This window comes from Pseudomonas syringae group sp. J248-6 (genome assembly GCF_032586995.1).
GTDB classification, from domain to species: Bacteria; Pseudomonadota; Gammaproteobacteria; order Pseudomonadales; family Pseudomonadaceae; genus Aquipseudomonas; species Aquipseudomonas amygdali.
The window spans coordinates 40,021-62,646 of sequence record NZ_JAWHOP010000024.1; the positions used below are offsets into that span (position 1 = coordinate 40,021).

Annotated in this window: 22 protein-coding genes; 16 read left to right on the forward strand and 6 right to left on the reverse strand. The window is 59.3% G+C overall.

Translation table 11 applies throughout. The features are described 5' to 3' along the window. Nucleotides 1-39: 39 nt before the first annotated feature. From RYC17_RS22875 to RYC17_RS22900, 6 genes are all read left to right on the forward strand, one after another. Nucleotides 40-1,392 carry a M16 family metallopeptidase gene (locus RYC17_RS22875; RefSeq protein WP_002555633.1) on the forward strand — a complete coding sequence of 451 codons (1,353 nt, stop codon included), beginning with the start codon at nt 40-42 and terminating at the stop codon, nt 1,390-1,392. Continuing rightward, nucleotides 1,389-2,882 (forward strand): pitrilysin family protein, encoded by a 1,494-nt coding sequence (locus RYC17_RS22880; RefSeq protein ID WP_316904553.1) that lies wholly within the window; start codon nt 1,389-1,391, stop codon nt 2,880-2,882. The genes RYC17_RS22875 and RYC17_RS22880 overlap by 4 nt, the downstream gene beginning before the upstream one ends. Further along, the gene (gene rsmD, locus RYC17_RS22885; protein ID WP_003411937.1) at nt 2,882-3,466 is read left to right on the forward strand and encodes a 16S rRNA (guanine(966)-N(2))-methyltransferase RsmD; all 585 of its coding nucleotides are present in this window, start codon (nt 2,882-2,884) and stop codon (nt 3,464-3,466) included. The genes RYC17_RS22880 and rsmD overlap by 1 nt, the downstream gene beginning before the upstream one ends. 264 nt (nt 3,467-3,730) lie before the next feature. Further along, on the forward strand, nt 3,731-4,009 hold the full coding sequence (locus RYC17_RS22890; protein WP_058401209.1) for a type II toxin-antitoxin system RelE/ParE family toxin: 279 nt from the start codon (nt 3,731-3,733) through the stop codon (nt 4,007-4,009). Nucleotides 4,010-4,021: 12 nt separating this feature from the next. Further along, on the forward strand, nt 4,022-4,315 hold the full coding sequence (locus RYC17_RS22895) for a HigA family addiction module antitoxin (protein WP_058401186.1): 294 nt from the start codon (nt 4,022-4,024) through the stop codon (nt 4,313-4,315). 110 nt (nt 4,316-4,425) lie between these two features. After that, a complete protein-coding gene (locus RYC17_RS22900) occupies nt 4,426-5,451 on the forward strand; it encodes a hydrolase (RefSeq protein ID WP_219170453.1) in 1,026 nt (341 codons plus the stop codon). A 16-nt stretch (nt 5,452-5,467) separates the two neighbouring features. Here RYC17_RS22900 and RYC17_RS22905 read toward each other — a convergent pair whose 3' ends face one another. Beyond that, nucleotides 5,468-6,325 (reverse strand): sulfurtransferase, encoded by an 858-nt coding sequence (locus RYC17_RS22905; RefSeq protein WP_219170455.1) that lies wholly within the window; start codon nt 6,323-6,325, stop codon nt 5,468-5,470. 53 nt (nt 6,326-6,378) lie between these two features. Continuing rightward, nucleotides 6,379-7,041, reverse strand: coding sequence for a TetR/AcrR family transcriptional regulator (locus RYC17_RS22910; RefSeq protein ID WP_005744091.1), 663 nt, complete (start codon nt 7,039-7,041; stop codon nt 6,379-6,381). A 314-nt stretch (nt 7,042-7,355) separates the two neighbouring features. Between RYC17_RS22910 and coaD the strand changes: the two genes are divergently transcribed. Together coaD and RYC17_RS22920 are read left to right on the forward strand one after the other, a co-directional pair. Continuing rightward, nucleotides 7,356-7,835, forward strand: a complete 480-nt coding sequence (gene coaD / locus RYC17_RS22915) for a pantetheine-phosphate adenylyltransferase (RefSeq protein ID WP_002555639.1) — start codon at nt 7,356-7,358, stop codon at nt 7,833-7,835. Nucleotides 7,836-7,933: 98 nt separating this feature from the next. Next, nucleotides 7,934-8,185 carry a YfhL family 4Fe-4S dicluster ferredoxin gene (locus tag RYC17_RS22920; protein WP_003316325.1) on the forward strand — a complete coding sequence of 84 codons (252 nt, stop codon included), beginning with the start codon at nt 7,934-7,936 and terminating at the stop codon, nt 8,183-8,185. A gap of 8 nt (nt 8,186-8,193) precedes the next feature. Here the strand turns inward: RYC17_RS22920 and RYC17_RS22925 are convergent, their stop codons facing one another. The 3 genes from RYC17_RS22925 to RYC17_RS22935 all read right to left on the reverse strand — a co-directional run bounded on the left by RYC17_RS22925 (nt 8,194) and on the right by RYC17_RS22935 (nt 10,298). Beyond that, nucleotides 8,194-8,532 (reverse strand): hypothetical protein, encoded by a 339-nt coding sequence (locus RYC17_RS22925; RefSeq protein ID WP_058401184.1) that lies wholly within the window; start codon nt 8,530-8,532, stop codon nt 8,194-8,196. Nucleotides 8,533-8,630: 98 nt separating this feature from the next. Then, the gene (mutM, locus tag RYC17_RS22930) at nt 8,631-9,443 is read right to left on the reverse strand and encodes a bifunctional DNA-formamidopyrimidine glycosylase/DNA-(apurinic or apyrimidinic site) lyase (protein WP_004654856.1); all 813 of its coding nucleotides are present in this window, start codon (nt 9,441-9,443) and stop codon (nt 8,631-8,633) included. 42 nt (nt 9,444-9,485) lie between these two features. After that, nucleotides 9,486-10,298: an HDOD domain-containing protein gene (locus RYC17_RS22935; RefSeq protein ID WP_172680529.1), complete on the reverse strand. Its 813-nt coding sequence runs from the start codon at nt 10,296-10,298 to the stop codon at nt 9,486-9,488. Nucleotides 10,299-10,536: 238 nt separating this feature from the next. On the opposite strand from RYC17_RS22935, the gene RYC17_RS22940 reads away from it, so the two are divergent. Further along, entirely contained in the window at nt 10,537-11,076 is a 540-nt protein-coding gene (locus tag RYC17_RS22940) for a type 1 glutamine amidotransferase domain-containing protein (protein ID WP_005735018.1), read from the forward strand. A gap of 81 nt (nt 11,077-11,157) precedes the next feature. Further along, on the forward strand, nt 11,158-12,354 hold the full coding sequence (locus tag RYC17_RS22945) for a class I SAM-dependent rRNA methyltransferase (protein ID WP_005744093.1): 1,197 nt from the start codon (nt 11,158-11,160) through the stop codon (nt 12,352-12,354). 112 nt (nt 12,355-12,466) lie between these two features. Here the strand turns inward: RYC17_RS22945 and RYC17_RS22950 are convergent, their stop codons facing one another. Beyond that, a complete protein-coding gene (locus tag RYC17_RS22950; protein ID WP_058408321.1) occupies nt 12,467-13,213 on the reverse strand; it encodes a TraX family protein in 747 nt (248 codons plus the stop codon). A gap of 99 nt (nt 13,214-13,312) precedes the next feature. On the opposite strand from RYC17_RS22950, the gene RYC17_RS22955 reads away from it, so the two are divergent. From RYC17_RS22955 to msrA, 6 genes are all read left to right on the forward strand, one after another. After that, on the forward strand, nt 13,313-14,353 hold the full coding sequence (locus tag RYC17_RS22955) for a low specificity L-threonine aldolase (RefSeq protein WP_058408322.1): 1,041 nt from the start codon (nt 13,313-13,315) through the stop codon (nt 14,351-14,353). 125 nt (nt 14,354-14,478) lie between these two features. Next, the gene (locus RYC17_RS22960) at nt 14,479-15,921 is read left to right on the forward strand and encodes a TldD/PmbA family protein (protein ID WP_230017039.1); all 1,443 of its coding nucleotides are present in this window, start codon (nt 14,479-14,481) and stop codon (nt 15,919-15,921) included. After that, nucleotides 15,921-17,246: a TldD/PmbA family protein gene (locus RYC17_RS22965; protein ID WP_058401180.1), complete on the forward strand. Its 1,326-nt coding sequence runs from the start codon at nt 15,921-15,923 to the stop codon at nt 17,244-17,246. Before RYC17_RS22960 ends, RYC17_RS22965 begins: the two co-directional genes overlap by 1 nt. A gap of 9 nt (nt 17,247-17,255) precedes the next feature. Continuing rightward, nucleotides 17,256-18,668 carry a multidrug transporter subunit MdtD gene (gene mdtD / locus RYC17_RS22970; RefSeq protein ID WP_058408325.1) on the forward strand — a complete coding sequence of 471 codons (1,413 nt, stop codon included), beginning with the start codon at nt 17,256-17,258 and terminating at the stop codon, nt 18,666-18,668. 251 nt (nt 18,669-18,919) lie between these two features. Beyond that, entirely contained in the window at nt 18,920-21,613 is a 2,694-nt protein-coding gene (locus tag RYC17_RS22975; RefSeq protein ID WP_316904554.1) for an EAL domain-containing protein, read from the forward strand. 147 nt (nt 21,614-21,760) lie between these two features. Then, nucleotides 21,761-22,408: a peptide-methionine (S)-S-oxide reductase MsrA gene (msrA, locus tag RYC17_RS22980; protein ID WP_316904555.1), complete on the forward strand. Its 648-nt coding sequence runs from the start codon at nt 21,761-21,763 to the stop codon at nt 22,406-22,408. The last annotated feature ends 218 nt before the right edge of the window (nt 22,409-22,626 follow it).

The following is a 22,626-nucleotide window of genomic DNA, read 5'->3' on the forward strand; positions in this document are numbered from 1 at the left end:
CTAAGTTCACGCGGGCCGTCCTACAGGTTCAAACTACGAATGAATGCTCTAGCCCGCCGCGCCGCAGGCCTGCTGCTCAGCACTATTTGTCTGCCCTTGACAGCATTGGCTGCTGATTCGCAACCGACCCATGAATTTACCCTGGACAATGGCCTGAAAGTTGTCGTCCGCGAAGACCACCGCGCTCCAGTGGTGGTTTCCCAGATCTGGTACAAGGTCGGCTCCAGCTACGAAACACCCGGCCAGACCGGCCTGTCCCATGCCTTGGAACACATGATGTTCAAGGGCAGCAGCAAGACCGGGCCGGGTGAATCCTCACTGATTCTGCGCGACCTGGGCGCTGAAGAGAATGCGTTCACCAGCGATGACTATACCGCCTACTATCAGGTCCTGGCCCGCGATCGTCTGAGCGTCGCGCTGGAACTGGAAGCCGATCGCATGGCAACCCTGAAATTGCCCGCCGACGAGTTCAGCCGCGAGATCGAAGTCATCAAGGAAGAGCGTCGCCTGCGCACCGATGACAAGCCGATGGGCAAGGCATTCGAACGCTTCAAGGCGATGGCCTACCCTGCCAGCGGCTATCACACGCCGACCATTGGCTGGATGGCGGACCTGGAGCGCATGAAGGTTGAAGAGCTGCGCCACTGGTACGAATCCTGGTATGCGCCGAACAACGCCACGCTGGTGGTGGTTGGCGATGTGCAGCCGGACGAGGTCAAAGCCCTGGCAGAGCGTTTCTTCGGCCCGATCCCGCGCCGCGACGTGCCGCCCTCGAAAAAACCGCTGGAACTGGCCGAGCCAGGCGAGCGCAAGATCACTCTGCACGTCAAAACCCAGTTGCCGAGCCTGATTTACGGCTTCAACGTGCCAAGCGTTGCGACCGCTGAAGACCCACGTTCGGCGAATGCCCTGCGCCTGATTGCGGCACTGCTCGACGGTGGTTACAGCGCACGCATTTCCTCACGCCTGGAACGTGGCGAAGAACTGGTCTCCGGCGCATCGTCGCGCTACGACGCATTTGCTCGCGGCGACAGCCTGTTCATGATCAGCGCCACACCCAACCTGCAAAAGAAAAAGACCCTGGCCGATGTGGAAGCCGGCATCTGGCGTCTGCTCGACGAGCTGAAAACCAAGGCACCGTCCGCCGAAGAACTGGAGCGCGTTCGGGCTCAGGTCATTGCCGGTGTGGTCTACGAGCGCGACTCGATTACCAGCCAGGCGACCATGATCGGCGAGCTTGAAACCGTCGGCCTGTCCTGGAAGCTGATGGACAATGAGCTGGAAGCCCTGCAGAGCGTGACCCCGCAGGACATCCAGAAAGCAGCCAACACCTATTTCACCCGTGAGCGCCTCAGCGTTGCGCACGTTCTGCCTGAGGAGAAAGCCAAATGATCACGCGCAACGCTCCACGTCATGCGCTGCTTGGCCTGATCCTGGCCGGTTCGCTCGGCACCTTTGTCGCACTGCCAGCCGTGGCCGACAACGCCGCCCCTGCCGAGCAGGGCCAGGCTGCTCCGGCACTGGGCAGTAACCTGCAAACCCTCAAGGAGCTGGACGGCAAGGCACCAGCCCGTCGTGCCCTGAACATCCAGACCTGGAATACCGCCGAGGGTGCCAGGGTGCTGTTCGTGGAATCGCGCGAATTGCCGATGTTCGACATGCGCCTGACATTCGCCGCAGGCAGCAGCCAGGACCAGAAATCGCCCGGCATTGCCCTGTTGACCAACGCCATGCTCAATGAGGGCGTCAAAGGCAAGGACGTCAACGCCATCGCTCAGGGCTTCGAAGGCCTGGGAGCGGATTTCAGCAACGGTTCCTACCGCGACATGGCGGTCACGTCCTTGCGCAGCCTCAGTGCTGCCGACAAGCGCGACCCGGCCCTGAAGCTGTTCAGCGAAGTCGTGGGCAAGCCCACCTTCCCTGCCGACTCTCTGGCCCGTATCAAAAACCAGTTGATCGCCAGCTTCGAGAATCAGAAACAGAACCCCGGCGCTATCGCCAGCAAGGAACTGTTCAACCGTCTCTACGGCGACCATCCCTACGCTCACCCGAGCGAAGGCGACGCAAAAAGCATCAATGCCATTACCCTGGCTCAGCTCAAGGCTTTCCACGCCAAAGGTTATGCGGCAGGCAATGCGGTGATTGCTCTGGTAGGCGATCTGTCGCGGGACGAAGCGCAAGCCGTCGCGGCGCAGGTTTCCGCCTCGCTGCCCAAAGGCCCGGCACTGGCGAAGGTCGCTGATCCGGTTGAGCCGAAGGCAGGCACCACGCATATCGAATTCGCGTCCAACCAGACCCACCTGATGCTCGCGCAACTGGGCATCGACCGTAACGACCCGGACTACGCGGCGCTGACCGTGGGTAACTCGGTATTGGGTGGTGGCGGCTTCGGCAGCCGACTGATGACCGAAGTGCGGGAAAAACGCGGCCTGACCTACGGCGTGTCATCTGGCTTCACCGCCATGCAGGTTGCCGGACCGTTCATGATCGGCCTGCAAACGCGTGCGGAAATGAGCGAAAACACCCTCAAGCTGGTGCAGGACATCGTTCGCGACTTCCTCGCCAACGGCCCGACCCAGAAAGAAGTCGACGATGTGAAACGCGAACTGACCGGCAGCTTCCCGCTTACCGCAGCCAGCAATTCGGCCATCGTGGGTCAGCTAGGTGCAATCGGCTTCTACAACCTGCCGCTGACCTACCTTGAGGACTACATGGCCGCCGCCCAGAGCGTGACCGTCGAACAGGTGAAAGCTGCGATGAGCAAGCACCTGAGCGCCGACAAGATGGTCATTGTTACCGTTGGCCCGACCGTGGAGCAAAAGCCACTGCCAGCGCCGACAGACAAACCCACCCGCCAACCTGTAGGGGTCCCGGAACACTGATGGCCAATCCACGTCCGAAGGGCCACAACGGCCTGGGTCAGCTTCGTATCATCGGCGGAGAATGGGGCAGCCGTCGCCTGACCTTCCCCGACGCCCCCGGCCTGCGCCCGACGCCTGATCGGGTGCGCGAAACCCTGTTCAATTGGCTGGCACCCTACATCGCTGGTGCCAGGGTGCTGGACGTTTTCACTGGCAGCGGCGCACTGTATTTCGAAGCCCTGTCCCGTGGCGCCAGCATGGGTCTGGCGCTGGACAGCAACGCGGCGGCCATCGCCAGCCTGCGCCAGAACCTCAACGCACTGAACTGCACCAGCGGCCAGGTCTCCCAGACCGACGCCCTGCGCCATCTGGAAACCGCCACGGCATCGCCCTTTGACGTGGTGTTCCTCGACCCGCCCTTCCATCAAGGCCTGCTGGCTTCAGCCTGCAACCTGCTGGAAAGCCACGGCTGGCTGGCCGACACCGCCTGGATCTACACCGAAAGCGAAACCCCGCCATCGACCACCGGCTTGCCGGGAAGCTGGCGATTGCACCGCGAGAAAAAGGCTGGTCAGGTGTATTACGCGTTGTGGCAGCGGGGCTAGGCCGCTTTCATACGCTACTGGGTGGAGCGCATGGCGCGCTCCATTCTTGCCTCAATATCCCTCTCAGATCATGCGACCTACTTGAATTAAAGACCCATCCTACGTCGCACTCGTTGACCCGTAATCGCAAAAATAGTCCCATTTGCTCACGACATTTACACGTTCTGCATGGCCTCTGCGTGCATGAAGGAAAGTTATGAACAAAGAAAACAGGACAGCAAAATGGCGATTGCGGAGTGTGATGTGCCGCATCACAATCACAGCTTGATTGTCAGCTGGAGACACAAGGGTCTCAGGATTTTTTTTGAAACCGGCTCTACAAGCGGAATCAGGGCAGATCATTCAAGACGTATCGCACATGTCCTGATGGTTCTGAATCGAGCGAAAGTGCCAGCTAACATCAATATACCCGGCTGGCGGCTTCACCCCCTCAGGGGAGAACTGGAAGGGTTCTGGTCAATAACTGTAAACGCCAACTGGCGTATTATTTTTCGTTTCCTAGAGACAGATGTCGAGCTGGTCGATTATCTGGATTACCACTGAGCGGAGGTCCCTGTGGAAATGCATAACCCCCCACATCCGGGTGAAATCCTGCTTGAAGAGGTGATTCCTGGTCTGCAGACCACCGTTTCGGAGTTCGCCAGTCATCTGGGCTTTGCCAAAGAGACCCTTTCAGAAATACTGAATGGGCTTGCACCTGTGAGTCCTGACCTGGCAGTAAGGCTTGAGCGGGCGGGCATCAGCAGCGCGCGTCTTTGGCTGAGCATTCAGGCTGATCACGACCTGTGGCAGGCCGAGCGTCGCGAGCAGCCGCCAATCGAGCCTTACGTCAGAGCGGGTCAAGGTTAGCAACGCATCACGGGGACACGCCACCACGCTACTTGAATCTCCCCTTACATCCCGGTCCACTTAATGGCAACGTACAGCTTCAGTCACTGCACCGATCGTTGAGCAAGCACGTGTCCACACGCCCTACCTTTCTGTCCCATGCCAATCCATTCATCCCGGCCGTCGGCATGGGCAATCCGCATTTGCAGACGCTGTGGGGGCCGCTGCTGCGCAGGCCGACGTTGCTGGCGCGCACTCGCGAGCGGTTGTGGTTGAAGGATGGGGATTTTCTGGACATGGACTGGCATGGTCCGGATGAGCCCGATAAACCCCTGGTTCTTGTATTGCACGGCCTGACCGGGTCGTCCAATTCGCCGTATGTAGCCGGTCTGCAAAAGGCCATGGCGGCGCAGGGCTGGCCCAGTGTGGCGCTGAACTGGCGCGGGTGCTCGGGAGAGCCGAACCTGCTGTCGCGCAGCTATCACTCAGGCGCCAGCGAGGATCTGGCCGAGGTGATCGCTCATTTGCGTTCGCTGCGGCCATTGGCTCCGATTTATGCGGCGGGGTATTCGCTGGGCGGCAATGTGTTGCTCAAGTACCTGGGGGAGTCCGGCGCCAGCAGTGATCTTCGGGGCGCGGTGGCGGTGTCAGTGCCGTTTCGGCTGGACGAATGCGCCAACCGCATCGGCCAAGGGTTCTCCAGGGTTTATCAACGACACTTCATGCGCGAAATGCTGGCGTATATCCGTGACAAGCAGCACCGCTTCCAGCATGAAGGCATCAGCGAGGGGCTGGCCGAACTCGCCGCGCTGGGCTCGCTGGAGAACATGCGAACGTTCTGGGACTTCGATGGACGGGTGACTGCACCGCTGCATGGTTTTACCGACGCCACGGATTACTATCGCAGGGCATCCAGCCGCTACTATCTGGGTCAGATTCAGACGCCGACGCTGATCATCCAGTCCAGCGACGACCCGTTCGTGTTCCCCCACAGCCTGCCCGAACCGAGCGAGCTGTCGCCCTGCACCGAGTTCGAGCTACACGCCAAAGGCGGGCATGTCGGTTTCGTCGACGGCTCGCTGCGCAATCCGGGCTATTACCTTGAGCGCCGCATCCCGTTATGGCTAAGCGCCGCACATCAGCGCGAAAACGCCTGATCAGGCTGACGACGGATCAAGCGGCGCCCGTGGCGATTTCATGCTCAGGATCGTTGATCCACTCGCTCCACGAGCCCGCATAAAGCGTTGCCAGCGGATACCCGGCCAGACACAGGGCGAACAGGTTATGGCAGGCCGTGACGCCTGATCCGCAGTAAGACACCAGACTTTCCGGCGGACGACCCTGCAGTTTTTCGGCAAAACGCTGCCTGAGCTGCTCAGGTGGCAAAAAGCGTCCATCCGGCCCGAGGTTATCGGTGCAGGCCGCACACTGAGCACCGGGAATATGCCCGGCGACCGGGTCCAGAGGCTCTACGTCACCTCGGAAGCGCGCTTCGGCGCGGGCGTCGATCAAGGTCATTTCCGGGCGACCGAGGCGGCCGTGCAGGCGACTGCCGCTGAGCACCATCGACATGTCCGGCTCACCGCTGAAACTGCCCGGTTCACGATTCGGCGCGTCGAGGCTCAACGGCAGGCCTGCAGCGTGCCAGGCTTTCAGCCCTCCATCGAGCAGGTACACGCCTTCGCGCTTGCCCATCCAGGCCAGCAACCACCAGGCGCGCGCGGCATACATTCCAGGTCCGTCGTCGTACAGCACGACATCGCTGTCAGCGTTGATGCCCCATGCCTGAAAACACTGTAACAAGACTTCCGGGTCCGGCAGCGGGTGGCGGCCTGTTTTGCCTTTGATCGCTGGCCCGCTGAGGTCGCGCTTCAGATCGGCAAAGGACGCGCCCTCAATACGCCCCTGGGCGTAACTGCGCTGACCGTAATCGGAATCTTCGAGCGCATAACGGCAATCGAGAATCACCAGACCTGGGGTTTTCTGTCGTGCAGCCAGTTGCTCGGGGCTGATCAGTTGCGCAATGGACATGACACACTCCTGTGGCAGAGAACCGACAAGCAGCCGCTCATCGGCTCTGAAATTCACATCAGAACCTCAGGCAACGTTGAGTGAAACGTTTCGCATAGCGCGTCGAACGCTTCGCGAGCCTGAGGCGCGACAAACACAGATTCGAGCATAAGTACCTGATAGACGCCACGTCGAATCGCCGATTCGTTCAACTCTGTAGCGTTTTCCCGGTTGGTGCACAGAAAACGCACCCACGACGTCAGAACGATCCAGGTGTTGAGACTGGTCCACTCGATCTGCGATTCATCCATTTTCAGGATGCCAGCCTTGATAAACCCCCGATAGATAGTCATCGCCTGCATCAGGCAGCGATACGAAAAGCGCCGGTAACGCCTCGCCAGCTCTGCATCCGACGTCAGTAGATGCTCAAGGTCGCGGTGCAGAAAACGGTAGCGCCACATGGCGTCCATTATCGCCAGAAAATAATCGCGCTTGTCTTCGATGGTCGGCGGGCGGTCGGCAGGCAGGGTCAGAAAACTGCCCACCAGCGTTTCATACTCGGTGAACAGCTCGGCGATGATCACCTGCTTGTTGGCGAAGTGGTAATAGAGATTGCCGGGCGAGATTTCCATGTGCGCAGCAATATGATTGGTGGTCACGCTTCGTTCGCCCTGCTGATTGAACAGCTCCAGACTGGTTTGCACGATGCGTTCACGGGTTTTGGTACGGGTTGCCATGCGGACAAGGCCACTCTAAGTGCTAATCAGATGATGGCAATCTTAACGCAGGCAGATGCCGCAATGGTGGCAGAATCGAAGCAGCACCAGTGACGAGTCGACGCAGGCAAGCTGAACACAAGGTGTCTTAGCCAATTGCTGCGCGTCGAGCATCATCCGCACCACAGTAAATAGCCCCAAAATCGGGGGTTTGGGCTGAAACATGGCCGATAATCGGCGCAATACGACGCTTGGCGCCTGTTACGCAGCTTGGCCCATCGGGAAGGCTGCGATACCATCCGAGTCCCACAACGGACTCCGACCAGGACGACGCGATGAACCGAGTGTTGTACCCAGGCACCTTCGACCCGATTACCAAGGGCCATGGAGATTTGGTCGAGCGCGCCTCGCGCCTGTTCGACCACGTGGTCATTGCGGTTGCCGCCAGCCCGAAGAAAAACCCGCTGTTTCCTCTGGAACAACGCGTCGAACTGGCCCGCGAAGTCACCAAACACCTGCCCAACGTGGAAGTCGTCGGCTTCTCGACGCTGCTCGCGCATTTTGCCAAGGAACAGAATGCCAACGTCTTTCTGCGCGGCCTTCGCGCGGTATCAGACTTCGAGTACGAGTTTCAGTTGGCCAACATGAATCGTCAGCTGGCACCGGACGTCGAAAGCCTGTTCCTCACACCTTCAGAGCGCTACTCGTTCATTTCCTCGACGTTGGTGCGTGAAATCGCGGCGTTGGGCGGTGATATCACCAAATTCGTTCATCCTGCTGTCGCTCAGGCGCTGACCGAACGTTTCAAGCGCTAGACGCACTGCATGTGAAGGTGCATCCCGAAGCCTAATGCGGCACAATTCGCCGCATTGGTTTTAATGTGCCCCGGCGTCGGCTGCGGCAGGAGCAATTCATGTCCCTTATCATCACTGACGATTGCATCAACTGCGACGTCTGCGAACCCGAGTGCCCAAACGAGGCGATTTCACAAGGCGAGGAGATCTACGTGATCAACCCGAACCTGTGCACCGAATGTGTGGGTCACTACGACGAGCCTCAATGCCAGCAGGTTTGCCCGGTCGACTGCATCCCCCTGGATGAAAATCACGTCGAGAGCAAAGAACAGCTGATGGACAAGTACCGGATCATCACCAGCAAAGCCTGATACAGCCTTTACTGCTGCTTGCCATACCCGTCACCGGTGCAACCCAGGCAACGCACAAAGGCTGCCTTGCCCGGATCGACCACCAGCGCCTTGCCCGTTGCGCCGAGGTTGCCGCCTGCCGCTGCAAAAGGCGCAGCAATCACGAACAGCCCTGTACCGATGACCGTGGCCGCGATCAACAGCGGTCGGGCGATCAGCAGATCGCCGATCATCGCGAACGCTGGCGGGTTCTGAATGGTGTAGACCGGATCGCCGCTGCCGGTGGAGACATCGGCGGCAATCGCAGGCAGTGCCTGCAGGCCGATAAACAGCGCCAGCGTGGCAGCAAGAATACGAAACGGGCTCATGGCTTGGTCCTTCAGGCGTAGCAAATAATTAAGGTGCTATCACTATAAACAGGGGTGCAGCTTAAGCAAGTGGCCTTGCGCTCTGCGCCTCTCGTATTTCAGCGCTGGCATTTTGGACAATAAACACTGGCGCGCTGCCCCAGCTTGATTTCACGCAACGTTGTACCGCAGACCTTGCATGGCTGGCCGCCACGCCCGTAGACAAACAATTCCTGCTGGAAATACCCCGGCTTGCCGTCGCCGCCGATGAAGTCACGCAGCGTGGTGCCGCCGCGCTCTATAGCGTAGGCCAGAATGCGCTTGATCTCGATGGCGAGCTTGAGATAACGCGCCCGTGAGATTCCTCCAGCTTCGCGTCGCGGGTCGATACCCGCCGCGAACAGCGCTTCGGTCGCGTAGATATTGCCCACCCCGACCACCACGGCGTTGTCCATGACAAACGGTTTGACCGCAATCGACTTGCCGCGCGAGCGCTCGTAAAGGCGCTCACCGTCGAACAGATCGGTCAGCGGCTCCGGCCCAAGACGAATCAACAATTCGTGGTTATGCGGATCAAGGCTCCAGAGCATCGCCCCGAATCGACGCGGGTCGGTATAGCGCAAGGCCAGCCCGGACTCCAGTTCGATATCGACATGCTCGTGCTTGAGCGCCGGAAGCCCGGCCTCGACAAGGCGCAGATTGCCCGACATGCCCAAATGGCTGATCAGCGTACCCACTTCGGCCTGAATCAGCAGGTACTTGGCGCGCCGGTCCACCTGCACGATGCGCTGTCCGGAAAGTCGGATGTCCAGGTCTTCGGGAATGGGCCAGCGCAAACGGCTGTCGCGCACGATAACGCGGCTGACACGCTGACCTTCAAGATGGGGCGCAATGCCGCGACGGGTGGTTTCTACTTCGGGTAATTCAGGCATGGATAACTCGGTTTTACAGGGATGACAAGCCAGCGCACAGACTCAACGTGCGCCCAGCTCGCGGATGCTTTCCCTCAGGTATTCAAAGTCATATTCGGACAAGCCCACGTAGTCCAGCACCAGCGCACCAATGCATTCCCATTCGTGATCTTCGTCCTGATTGCCCAGTACCTGGTAGGACTGGCAGATGTGCTCAGCCATTTTCAGGGGCGCCAGGAGGTTCTTGAGCGGGGCATTGCGACTGGTATCGTCCTGAAAAATCGCCAACGCGTTGTGATGATTGGCGATCGCGTCAGTCACGTGCGCAGGCAAGCGCCATGACTTGGCCGTGTAATAGCCGACCACCGAGTGGTTGGTATCGAACGCGGCGTTTTCAGTATCGACGATGCGACAATCAGGCCCTGCGTTGGCGTAGGCTTCTTCAAGGACCGGCATGTAATTCGGGAAACGCTTGAGCATCAGCGGAATACCGCAGTCATGGAACAGGCCCAATGCGTAGGATTCATCCACAGTCTGCGAGCCGATGCGCTTGGCCAGGGTCAGACTGGTCATTGCGACATCCTGCGCGGTATCCCAGAAGCGGTTGAGCGCGACGATGGTCTCATCGGTCATCTCGCCCCTGATCGACTGCGCGTTGATCAGATTGATCACGGTACGGCTGCCCAGCAGATTCACAGCCTTGTCAATCGAGGCGATCTTGTTGGACAGGCCATAGTGCGCAGAGTTGACGATCTTCAGCAGCGCCCCGGACAACCCCGGATCTTGCGCAATCAACCGCGCAATTACACCCAGGTCCGGATCGGGCATGTACTGCTCCATCTGCAGATCCACCATGATCTGCGGCTGCGGAGGCACACTGATGCCCTGCAACGCTTGCTGGATCTGTTCTGGGCTTAGCTCTTCGGACATAGGAATTTACTCACCGTAATGACTGGATTCTGACCCCTTGCGGGGAAACGGTCCATCACCCGAGACGAAGATATTCTCGGAACTTTGCCACATGCCAGGCTTCGGACCTTGTGTTGACGGCGTATATAGCGGCCTCAAAACGGCCGCCAGACGCCACCCTGAAAGCCCGACACTGGAGGATCCCATGTCTAAAGCACTGACTGGCAAACGCATCGCAATTCTTGTAACCGACGGTTTCGAACAGGTCGAACTGACCGGTCCGAAAGAAGCGCTGGAGCAAGCAGGTGCCACCGTGGAAATCCTTTCCACCGAAGAAGGCCAGGTCAAAGGCTGGAATCACGACAAGCCTGCCGATGATTTCAAGATCGACCGCACGTTCAAGGCGGCCAACGCCAGCGACTACCATGGCGTGGTTCTGCCAGGCGGCGTACAGAACTCCGACACCATCCGCATAGACACTGACGCCCAGAAGCTCGTCAAGGACATTGAGGGTTCCGGCAAACCAGTGGCGGTTATCTGCCATGGCGGCTGGCTGTTGATATCGGCAGGCCTGGTGAAGGGTAAGACCCTGACCAGCTTCAAGACGCTGAAAGATGACCTGGTCAACGCTGGCGCCAAGTGGGTTGATCAGGAAGTTGTCACCGACGGCACGCTGATCAGCAGTCGTCAGCCTGATGACATCCCGGCCTTCAACAGCAAATTGATTGAAGCGCTGTCGGCGTAACAGGTTGCGATTATTGTAGTCATCCCGGCGCACTACCGGGATGACGCGCTATAATCCCGCTCTTTTTTCAGGAGCGACGTCATGTCCCTGCCTAGCTTGCGCCTCAAAGCCAACGCCGACCGCCGCCTGCGCGCCGGTCACTTGTGGGTCTACAGCAACGAAATCGACGTAGCCGCCACCCCGCTGCATGGTTTTGCAGCCGGTGATCAGGCAATCCTCGAAGCTGCTGGCGGCAAGCCGCTGGGCATTGTCGCCATGAGCCCCAACAACCTGATCTGCGCACGCTTGCTGTCGCGCGATATCAAGCTGCCGCTCGATAAGTCTCTGCTGGTCCATCGCCTGAACGTGGCGCTGTCGCTGCGCGAGCGCCTGTTCGACAAGCCTTTCTACCGCCTGGTCTACGGCGATTCAGACCTGATGCCGGGTCTGGTGGTGGATCGGTTCGGTGACATTCTGGTTGTCCAGCTGGCCTCGGCCACCATGGAAAACCACAAGGAAGACATCATTGCCGCGCTGGTTCAGGTCATCAAGCCAAGCGGCATCCTGTTCAAGAACGACTCAGCCGCGCGCGATGCGGAAGGCCTGAATCGTTACGTCGAAACCGTGTTCGGCCTGGTTCCCGAATGGGTTGCGCTGGAAGAAAACGGCGTGAAGTTCGAAGCACCGGTGATGGCCGGGCAGAAGACCGGCTGGTTCTACGACCATCGCATGAACCGCGCGCGCATTGCCCCCTACGTCAAAGGCAAGCGTGTACTGGACCTGTACAGCTACATTGGTGGCTGGGGAATTCAGGCAGCGGCTTTTGGTGCCAGTGACGTGACCTGCGTCGACGCATCGTCCTTCGCCCTTGATGGCGTTGAGCGCAACGCAGCCCTGAATGGCTTCGCAGAAAAAATGACCTGCATCGAAGGCGATGTTTTCGAAGCGCTGAAAGAGCTGAAAGCCGGTGAAGAGCGTTTCGATGTGATCGTTGCCGATCCACCTGCGTTCATCAAACGCAAGAAAGACATGAAAAACGGTGAAGGCGCTTACCGCCGCCTGAACGAGCAAGCTATGCGCCTGCTCAGCAAGGACGGCATTCTGGTCAGCGCCTCCTGCTCCATGCACCTGCCGGAAGACGACCTGCAAAACATCCTTCTGACCAGCGCCCGCCATCTGGACCGCAACATCCAGCTACTGGAACGCGGCGGCCAGGGCCCGGATCACCCGGTACACCCGGCAATTGCCGAAACGCGCTACATCAAGAGCATTACTTGCCGGTTGCTGCCTAATAGCTGATGCCTCCAGCATCGGAATGCAGTTCACGACGCTCTGCCTTGCAAGAGGACACAGAGCGTCCGGAACGGCATGCGACGCGGAGCGTCGCACGCACGATAGTTGAGGTTATCGTTCAGCCACGCTCCAACGCCGTCCGCAAACCCAGCAATACCATGAAGTGCAGCGGGTAGATCGCATAGGCCCAGCGCCGCATCGGGATCACTGCGAACTTCGGTTTGGTGCGCAGTAGCGCTATGCCCAGCGCAGGTGCCACCAGGCAGGCGGCTATCGAGCCAATGGAAATCGGGTCGCCCCAGCTCGCGCCGGCAATCATCTGCGGCCAGGCATTGGCTGCGAGACAGAAAACTGCCGGAAACACCGAATACCAAAGGCGCTTTTGCAGCACCAACAGAAAAACCAGCGGTAGCAGCACGCCAGCAAAACCAAACATCAATTGTTGCTGAAAAACCGCTCCAAACAGCAGGGCCACGATGGCCATGATCCGCGTCGTCACGTTGCGATGCTGCCAGCCTTGAGCAATCAGTAGCCCCAGCAACAGGGTCGGCATCACGTTCAGCACGGTCACGTCCGCCATGAACAGCCGATACGGTATTTCTGCTAGCGCTGCGAATACCAGCAGCCAGCCCAGATAGCGCCATTGCACCCGCGGAGCCAGAATGGCTGCGCTGCGCCGGGAAAGGTTTACGGCAATTGCCAGACAGAACCAGGGAAAGGCGAAACGCCCCGGTACGTAAAGAAAATCAACTGACCAGCCCACATAGCGAAGATGATCGAGCACCATGCTCAGCATCGCCAGCCACTTGAGCAGGTCCAGCGCCTTGTTGCGTCCGGGCAGAAAAGGCGGGTTGGACAGATCCATATCGCTCCTGAATAGGGAATTGCGTCATGCAGTCAACACATGACCGAACCTTATATTGTCGCTACAGTGCGCACCATAATCGCCCATAAGGAATCGGCCATGACAGACCAAAGCCAACAGTTCGCCAGCGACAACTATTCCGGTATCTGCCCTGAAGCCTGGGCAGCCATGGAGCAGGCGAACAAGGGGCATCAACGTGCCTATGGTGACGATCAATGGACTGCACGCGCATCAGATGATTTCCGCCGTCTGTTCGAAACCGACTGCGAAGTGTTTTTTGCCTTCAACGGCACAGCGGCCAACTCGCTGGCGCTGTCATCGCTGTGCCAGAGTTACCACAGTGTCATCTGTTCGGAAACGGCTCACGTTGAAACCGATGAATGCGGCGCGCCGGAGTTTTTCTCCAACGGCTCCAAACTGCTGACAGCACGCAGCGCAGGCGGCAAGCTGACCCCGGAGTCGATTCGCGAAGTGGCGCTCAAGCGTCAGGACATTCACTACCCCAAACCGCGCGTCGTGACGCTGACCCAGGCCACCGAGGTAGGCGGCGTTTATCAGCCCGAAGAACTCAAGGCAATCAGTGCGACCTGCAAGGAGCTGGGCCTGCATCTGCACATGGACGGTGCCCGCTTCTCCAATGCCTGCGCCTTTCTGGAGGCCTCACCGGCAGAACTGACCTGGAAATCCGGCGTCGATGTGCTGTGCTTCGGCGGTACGAAAAACGGCATGGCGGTGGGTGAAGCCATCCTGTTTTTCAACCATGACCTGGCTGAAGACTTCGATTACCGCTGCAAACAGGCCGGGCAACTGGCGTCGAAAATGCGCTTTCTGTCTGCCCCGTGGGTCGGGCTGCTGGAAAACGACGCCTGGCTCAAACATGCCCGCCACGCCAACCATTGCGCACAACTGCTGGCCGAACTGGTCAAGGATATTCCAGGCGTGGAGCTGATGTTTCCGGTACAGGCCAATGGCGTGTTTCTGCAATTGTCGGAACCGGCCATTGCAGCATTGACCGCCAGGGGCTGGCGTTTCTATACCTTCATCGGCAACGGCGGCGCACGCTTTATGTGCTCTTGGGACACCGAAGAAGAGCGCGTGCGTGAACTGGCCGCCGATATCAAGCTGGTGATGCAGGGCTGAAGCGTCTGGCTCAAAGCTTGCAGGTGCAGCCTGGCAATCGTGGAGGGTAATCTCCCTCTCAACGGTAATCGGCTCAAAAGGCCGCCCGCACTTCACTGACCACCCTCAAGAAGGAGCTTGTCTGCATGTTCGATTTCTCCGCCCGGCTCAAGCAGCATTTCGCTGCTCTGCAGAGTGAAGCGCAATTTTTTTCCGTACGTTACGTGCACCGCACCGGCCAGCGCCTGTGCGTGCGCAAGAATGTGGCCGAGCCACCGTCGCTGAGCAGCGACGAGGGCGCAATGCTGACCGTGCGCCTGAACGGTGTTGAAGCCTACGCCGCCACCAACGACATTTCCCTTCGGGGTTTGCAAGCCGCCTTGCAGCAGGCCGAAGCGCTGGCACGTCGCCTGGCACCACACGCGTTGCTGAACCTGAGCGATCAAGCTGTCTCGACCGCCAAGGCTGACTATCTGTCGCCGCACATGGATCAAGCCTTCCCGCCACTGAGCGACTGCATCGGCCTGCTGATGGCCGAGTCCAGCGCCGTCCCGAAAGACGAACGGCTGGTCAACTGGCAGGCCGTACTGGGGCTGGAAACGGTTGAGCAGATTTACCTGAACACCGCGGGCGCAGAGCTTCGTCAGGCGCAGCGCTTCGTTTTTCCGGGCCTGAGCGTCACCGCCTACGATGGCCGTGACAGCCAGACGCGTAACCTGGGCGGCGACAACTTCGGCCAACAGGGCGGTCTTGAAGTACTGAGCAGTTGCGGTCTGATCGGCTCTGCGGCCAACGTCGCCGATGAGGCCTTGCAGCTTATCCTCGCACCCAACACACCGTCAGGCCCACGCGACCTGCTGCTGATGCCGGATCAGATGGTGCTGCAGATTCACGAGTCCATCGGCCATCCGCTGGAACTGGACCGGATTCTCGGCGACGAGCGTAATTACGCAGGTACCAGCTTCGTCAAGACGACCGATTTCGGCACCCTGCAATACGGCTCCAGCCTGCTGAACGTGACGTTCGACCCGGACATTCCTGAACAACTGGCCAGCTACGCGCACGACGACGATGGCACGGCCGCCAGTAAACAGTTCCTGATTCGTGACGGCCTGTTGCAACGCCCGCTCGGCGGCGCACTGTCGCAATACCGCAGCGGCCTGGACGGGGTCGCCAACAGCCGCGCCTGCGGCTGGAACCGTGCGCCCATCGATCGCATGGCCAACCTGAACATCGAACCGGGCGACCAGTCACTGGACGGCCTGATCGGTAACATCGAGCACGGCATCCTGATGTCGAGCAATCGCTCCTGGTCCATCGACGACGCGCGCAACAAGTTCCAGTTCGGCTGCGAATGGGGCCAATTAATTGAAAACGGTGAACTCAAGGGCGTGGTGAAGAACCCCAACTATCGGGCGATTTCTGCACAGTTCTGGAAAAACCTCAGCGCAGTCGGTGATGCCAGTACCTTCAAAGTGCTGGGCACGCCCAACTGTGGCAAGGGTGAACCCAATCAGGTGATCCGTGTAGGCCATGCCTCTCCGGCGTGTGTTTTTGCCAATGTCGATGTGTTTGGAGGGGATGCCTGATGTCACACCAACAGCAGTTCGAGGCGCTGGTCGCCGTGCTCAAGGCTGCCATCAGCCCGACGGAACACTTCACCCTGGCCTACGACGCCGAAGCGTCCGACTTCATTCGCTTCAACCACGGCCAGGTTCGGCAGGCCGGGAGCGTGCAGCAGGTCATTGCAACCTTCAAACTGATCGACGACGGACGTCATGCCAACCTGGAAGTGACCCTGTCCGGAGATCAGGAGACCGACACTCGGCGCCTTTCCAACGCCTTGCAGCAGTTGCGCGAAACCCTGCCTTCGCTGGCGAAAGACCCGTATCTGTTGCCTAACACACAGGCCTGGCAGAGCAGCAATGTGCAGGACTTACCGCTGCCGGACAGTGCAAAAGTGGTCGAGCAGATCAGCCAACTGTCAGGCGACCTCGATCTGGTGGGTTTTTACGCGGCTGGCCCGCTGTACCGGGGTTTCGCCAGTTCGTGGGGAGCGCTGGGCTGGCATCAGGCCAACAGCTTCAATTTCGACTGGAGCCTGTTTCATGAAAACGGCCAGGCGGTGAAAGCCAATTACGCAGGTCACGACTGGAACAACGAAGCGTTCGTGCAACGCTTTCAGCAGGCCCGTGAGCAGCTCGAATTTCTCGGCCGTCCACTGCACACCCTCAAGCCCGGTCAATACCGCGCCTATCTGGCTCCGGCGGCACTGGACGAAGTCATTGGCATGCTCAGCTGGGGCGGCTTTTCCGCGCAAGCGGTGGCCAGCAAGCGCAGCCCGTTGCAAAGGCTGTATGACGGCGAGACTCATTTCAGCCCGCTGATCAGCTTCGACGAGCAAGTCAGTGGCTCGCTCTCGCCAGCCTTCTCACGCGAAGGCTACCCGCGCAAGGACCTGAAGCTGATCGTAAATGGGCAGGCCCGCGAGCGACTGGTGGACTCGAGCAGCGCCGCTGAGTACGACCTGCCTGCCAACGGCGCGGATTATGGCGAAGGTCCAAGCGCACTGAGCATTGCCGGCGGCTCGCTGGAGCTGGACCAGATCCTTGAAAAGCTCGGCACAGGCCTTTACATCAGCAACCTGTGGTACCTGAACTTTTCGGATCGCGCTGCCGCACGTCTGACCGGGATGACACGTTTCGCAACATTCTGGGTCGAAGACGGCAAGATCGTTGCACCGGTCAGCACCATGCGTTTCGATGACAGCGCCTACAGCCTGTTGGGTAGCGCACTGGAGGACCTGACTCGCGAGCGGGAACTGATTCTTCAATCGAGTACCTACACTCAGCGCCAGACGGGGTCGATTCAACTGCCCGGCGCTCTGATAAGCCGACTCACCCTAACCTTGTAGCAGGAGCTTATGTCGAACTCAGCAGCGCCAATCATGGATGAAAAGACCCTGCGCTGGATGCCCTGGGTCATCGCCATTGCGTTCTTCATGCAAAGCCTGGACGGCACGATCCTCAACACCGCCCTGCCGTCCATGGCCAGCTCGCTGGCGCAAGACCCCCTGCGCATGCAGTCGGTGGTTATCGCCTACATGCTGACCATCGCACTGCTGATCCCGGCCTCGGGCTGGATTGCCGATCGGTTCGGGATCAAGCGCATCTTCTTCAGCGCCATTTTGCTGTTCAGCTTCGGCTCGTTGCTGTGCGCGCTGTCCTGGTCACTCAACGTGCTGGTGGCGGCGCGGGTGATTCAGGGGCTGGGTGGCGCGCTGATGCTGCCCATCGGACGCCTGATCGTCTTACGTGCGTATCCTCGCTCGGAGCTGGTACGGATCATGGGCTTTATCACCGTGCCCGGTCTTTTGGGACCGTTGCTGGGGCCGACGCTTGGCGGCTGGATGGTCGAGTACCTGAGCTGGCACTGGATTTTCCTGCTCAATATTCCAGTCGGGATTATCGGCTGCTATGCCGTCAAACACTTCATCCCCGACCTTCCCGGAGGCGGTCGAACGCGTTTTGACGGCATCGGGTTTATCCTGTTTGGCGCGGCAATGGTGCTGATCACCATTGCCCTCGAGGGGCTGGGCGAGCTGAACCTGCCACATATGCGCGTGGTGCTGTTGCTGTTTGCCGGGATGGGCTGCCTGGCGGCCTACTGGCTGCGCGCCGGGCACATCGAATCGCCGTTGTTCGCCCCTTCGCTGTTTCGCACCCGGACATTTGCCGTCGGTATTCTGGGCAATCTGTTCGCCCGTCTGGGCAGCGGAGCCTTGCCGTTCCTGATCCCGTTGCTGCTGCAAGTGGCGCTGGGGTATTCGCCCTCCGAGGCGGGCATGAGCATGTTGCCGCTGGCAGCTGCAGGAATGTTCGCCAAGACGGTAGCGCGTTGGCTGATCGAGCATATGGGCTATCGCCTCATTCTGACCGGTAACACATTGCTGCTGGGCATCCTGCTGGCAAGCCTGGCACTGGTCGATGTGCAGACGCCGTACTGGGTTTTGCTGGTGCATCTGGGCCTGCTCGGCGCGGTCAACTCCTTGCAGTTCACAGCGATGAATACCGTCACCCTGATCGATCTGGACGATGCCAGCGCGGCAAGCGGCAACAGCCTGCTCTCGGTGGTGGCCCAACTCTCGCTGAGCCTTGGGGTCGCAAGCGCTGCGGCCTTGTTGGGCGGTTTCAGCGAAGAAGTTGCCACCGGCGAGCTCAGCAGCGTGCTGGAGGCTTTCCAGCTGACGTTCCTGAGCGTCGGAGTTCTGGCCATGTTTGCCGCCGGGATTTTCCTGCAGTTGCCAGCGAAGGAGGCCAAGGCCGCGACAACCTGATTGACAACCCTTCTGGACAAGAGCAAACCTGCATGGCGAAATCCCCCTTTAAAACAGGGACTTTGCCCGAAAAACGAGCATTTTCAAGTATCCGACCAGATACATTGAAGAACCTGGGCAACCGGCCGACACTTTTATAGCACTAAGCCACTGTGGTCTCTTGTAAGCACGAGCCGCATCATGCAACCTTGCCATACGCGAAAGTGGGGTTTACGCCCGTCGCGACTAGTATTTCGGAAGCGAGTTTGTTCATGAAAAGCCAAACCGATGCTGCCGGTAGATCCGCAGCCGAGGTAGTGACGCAATTGCCAGTGCCTTCGCGCCTGGGCATGCTGCGTTTCGAGCGGCTGAATGAAGCCAATTGGGCGCTATTGTTTCTCGATCCGAATTGCGAAAAGCAGTTCGGCCTGCCCGCCGTCGACCTTTGCGCCTTGATTGGATCCCCTTATGCCAGCCTCATGGAGCCGCAAGCACGCTATCAACTGCATGACGACATCCAGCAGCAACTGGCTTCTTCTCCGAATTACCTGATTCGCTACACCCTGCACAGCCCCAAGGGCGCGCTTGGCTTGCTGGAAATCGGCGAAGCCTACAAGCAGCACAATCGTCATCTGCTGCGTGGTTATTTTCTGATCGTCGATGGCCTTGTCACAGAAAGCGAGAGCGCCACTGACTCCGATCTCGAAACCCGCAACCTGCGCCTGCAGATTGCCCTTGAACTCAACCAGCGCGCCCAGCGTGACCAGTTTGCCCACCTGGAACGCGTGCGTGCCCAGCAGGACCTGATCCTGCGCCTGACCCGGCATCGTTACACCACAGCCAATACGCTGCTGGAAGCGGCAAAGCTGATCACCAAAAGCGCTTGCGACATTTATGACGTCGATCATGTCAGTATCTGGAACCTCACCGACAAGCGTCTGGAGCCGATCACCGACTATCGTCGCGAAAGCGGCGACTATCAGTCGCGTACTCCGATTGATATCAGCGCCTACCCCACCTATCTGCAAGCGCTTAATACCAGCAGGGCGATTGACGCTAGCAATATCCAGACCGACCCGCGCACCCGCGAAATGGCCGAAAGCCTGACGCCTGGAGAAGACAAGGCGGTCCTCGATGCGAGTATTCGTATCGATGGCCAGGTCATTGGCGTGCTCTGCCTGGAACAGTCCGGCTCGATACGCGAGTGGCAGTCCGACGAGATCGCCTTCGCTGGCGAGTTGGCCGACCAGTTCGCCCAGGTCATCAACAACCACAACCGTCGGGCCGCGACCAATGCGCTGCACCTGTTCCAGCGTGCGGTCGAACAAAGCGCCAACGCCTTTCTGCTGGTCAACTGCAACGGCGTGGTCGAATACGTCAACCCAAGCTTCACGGCGATCACGCAGTACAGTTCCGATGAGGTCTCCGGGCACAAGCTCTCGGAACTGCCTGCGCTGGAAAACCTCAACCAGTTGTTGCTGGAAGCCAACTCCAGCCTGACCAACAGCAACAGCTGGCAGGGTGAGTTCAAAAGTCGACGCAAGAACCTCGAACCCTACTGGGGCCAGCTGTCGATTTCCAAGGTGTATGGCGATAATCGCGAGCTGACGCACTACATCGGCATCTATGAAGACATCACTCAGAGCAAGCTGGCCCAGCAGCGTATCGAGCGCCTGGCCTACACTGACAACCTGACCAATCTGGGCAACCGTCCGGCCTTCATCCGCAACCTGGACGAACGTTTTGCCCGTGACACCGACACGCCGATGAGCCTGTTGCTGGTCGACATCGACAACTTCAAGCGCATCAACGACAGCCTCGGCCACCAGACCGGTGACAAACTGTTGATCAGCCTGGCGCGGCGCCTGCGCAACACCTTGAGCCCGTCCGATGTATTGGCGCGCTTTGCCAGTAACGAATTTGCCGTACTGCTCGACAACACGGATCAGGAAGCCGGACAGGCCACCGCCAGTCAGGTACTGGCCACGCTGGACAAGCCGATGTTCGTCGACAATCAGCTGATCAGCGTCACCGGCTCGGTGGGCCTTGCCTGCGCGCCGCTGCACGGTCGTGACCCGCAGACCCTGATGAAAAACGCAGGTCTGGCCCTGCACAAGGCCAAAGCCAACGGCAAACATCAGGTTCAGGTGTTTACCGAAGCATTGAATGCCGAGGCCAGTTACAAGCTGTTTGTGGAAAACAACCTGCGCCGCGCCCTGACCCAGAACGAACTGGAGGTGTTCTACCAGCCCAAGCTGTGTCTGCTGACCGGTCGTCTGCTGGGCATGGAAGCGCTGCTGCGCTGGAATCATCCTGAAAAAGGCATGATCCGCCCCGATCAGTTCATCAGCGTGGCGGAAGAAACCGGCTTGATCATCCCCATCGGCAAGTGGGTCGCTCGCCAGTCCTGCCGCATGAGCAAGGACCTCACCGCCGCTGGTTTCGGTAATTTGCAGGTAGCGATCAACGTGTCACCCAAGCAGTTTTCCGACCCCGAACTGGTGTCATCGATTGCCGCTATCCTCAGAGAAGAAGAGCTGGATCCTTCGCTGCTGGAACTGGAACTGACCGAAGGCCTGCTGTTGGAAGCCACCGAAGACACGCGCCAGCAGCTGGACTCGCTGAAGAAGCTTGGCCTGTCGTTGGCCATGGATGACTTCGGCACCGGTTACTCCTCATTCAGCTACCTGAAGAAATTCCCCATTGATGTGATCAAGATCGATCGCAGCTTCATCCGCGATATTCCGGATGATGAAGACGACATGGAAATCACCTCTGCGGTCATCGCGATGGCCCACAACCTCAAGCTCAAAGTGGTCGCCGAAGGCATTGAAACCGCTGCACAGTTGACGTTCCTGCGCCGTCATCGTTGCGATGTGGGCCAGGGCTATCTGTTCGACAAGCCTATCCCCGGCGAAGAGCTGATCGAGAAACTGAAGCGCTACCCGCGTCGTCCGTCCGCCTGACAACCTTCCCTGCCCCCTGCTCTCTCGGGCACACTGTCAGGCTGTTATTACACGGCAGCACTTGTTTGTGCGTGTAACGGGACCTATGTAACTCTGCTCATCTGTCCTGGCCCCTGCTGCCTGTCTCTAAACGAGAGGATATGGTTCATGACTCTGCGCTCGGAAATTCTAGTGAACAAAAACGTACTGCCCACCGCCGAACAAGCACTGCCGGGTCGTGAAACGCCTATGGCGCTTCCGGAAACTCATTTCGTCAACGGCAACCCGCTGCTGGGACCGTTTTCGAGCAATGTGGAATTCGCCATCTTCGGCCTGGGTTGCTTCTGGGGCGCAGAACGCCGCCTGTGGCAACAGGAAGGTGTGGTGAGCACGGTCGTGGGGTATGCGGGCGGATTTACCCCGAACCCGACTTACGAAGAAGTCTGCTCCGGGCTGACCGGCCACACCGAAGTGGTACTGGTGGTCTACGAGCCAGCGAAAATCAGCTACGAAGACCTGCTCAAAGTGTTCTGGGAAGTACACAACCCGACTCAAGGCATGCGTCAGGGCAATGACATCGGCACTCAGTACCGTTCGGTGATCTACTGCACCACTCCCGAGCAGCTCGACGCCGCCAAAGCCAGTGCAGAGACCTTCCAGGCGGAACTGAACAAGGCCGGTCTGGGCAGCATCACCACCGAAATCGAACAGGCACCGACGGTTTACTTTGCCGAAGCCTACCACCAGCAATACCTGGCCAAGAACCCACAGGGCTACTGCGGGCTGGGCGGCACGGGTGTGTGCATGCCGGCTTGATACACGCCCCTGCCGGGTCGTCAGGAAACGGGCTTCTGCCCGGAGGGCGTAGGAGCGGACTTGTCCGCGATGTGCTGCGAAGCGGCCCCAAAACCGGCCAACTCGGCTGTATCTGATGCACCGAGGCAAGCGGTTTTGCTGCCGGTTCCCGGCAGATCGCGAACCAGTGGAGCGTTGCACGGTACGCACCTACACGCCCTACACAGTCTTCTGGGCTT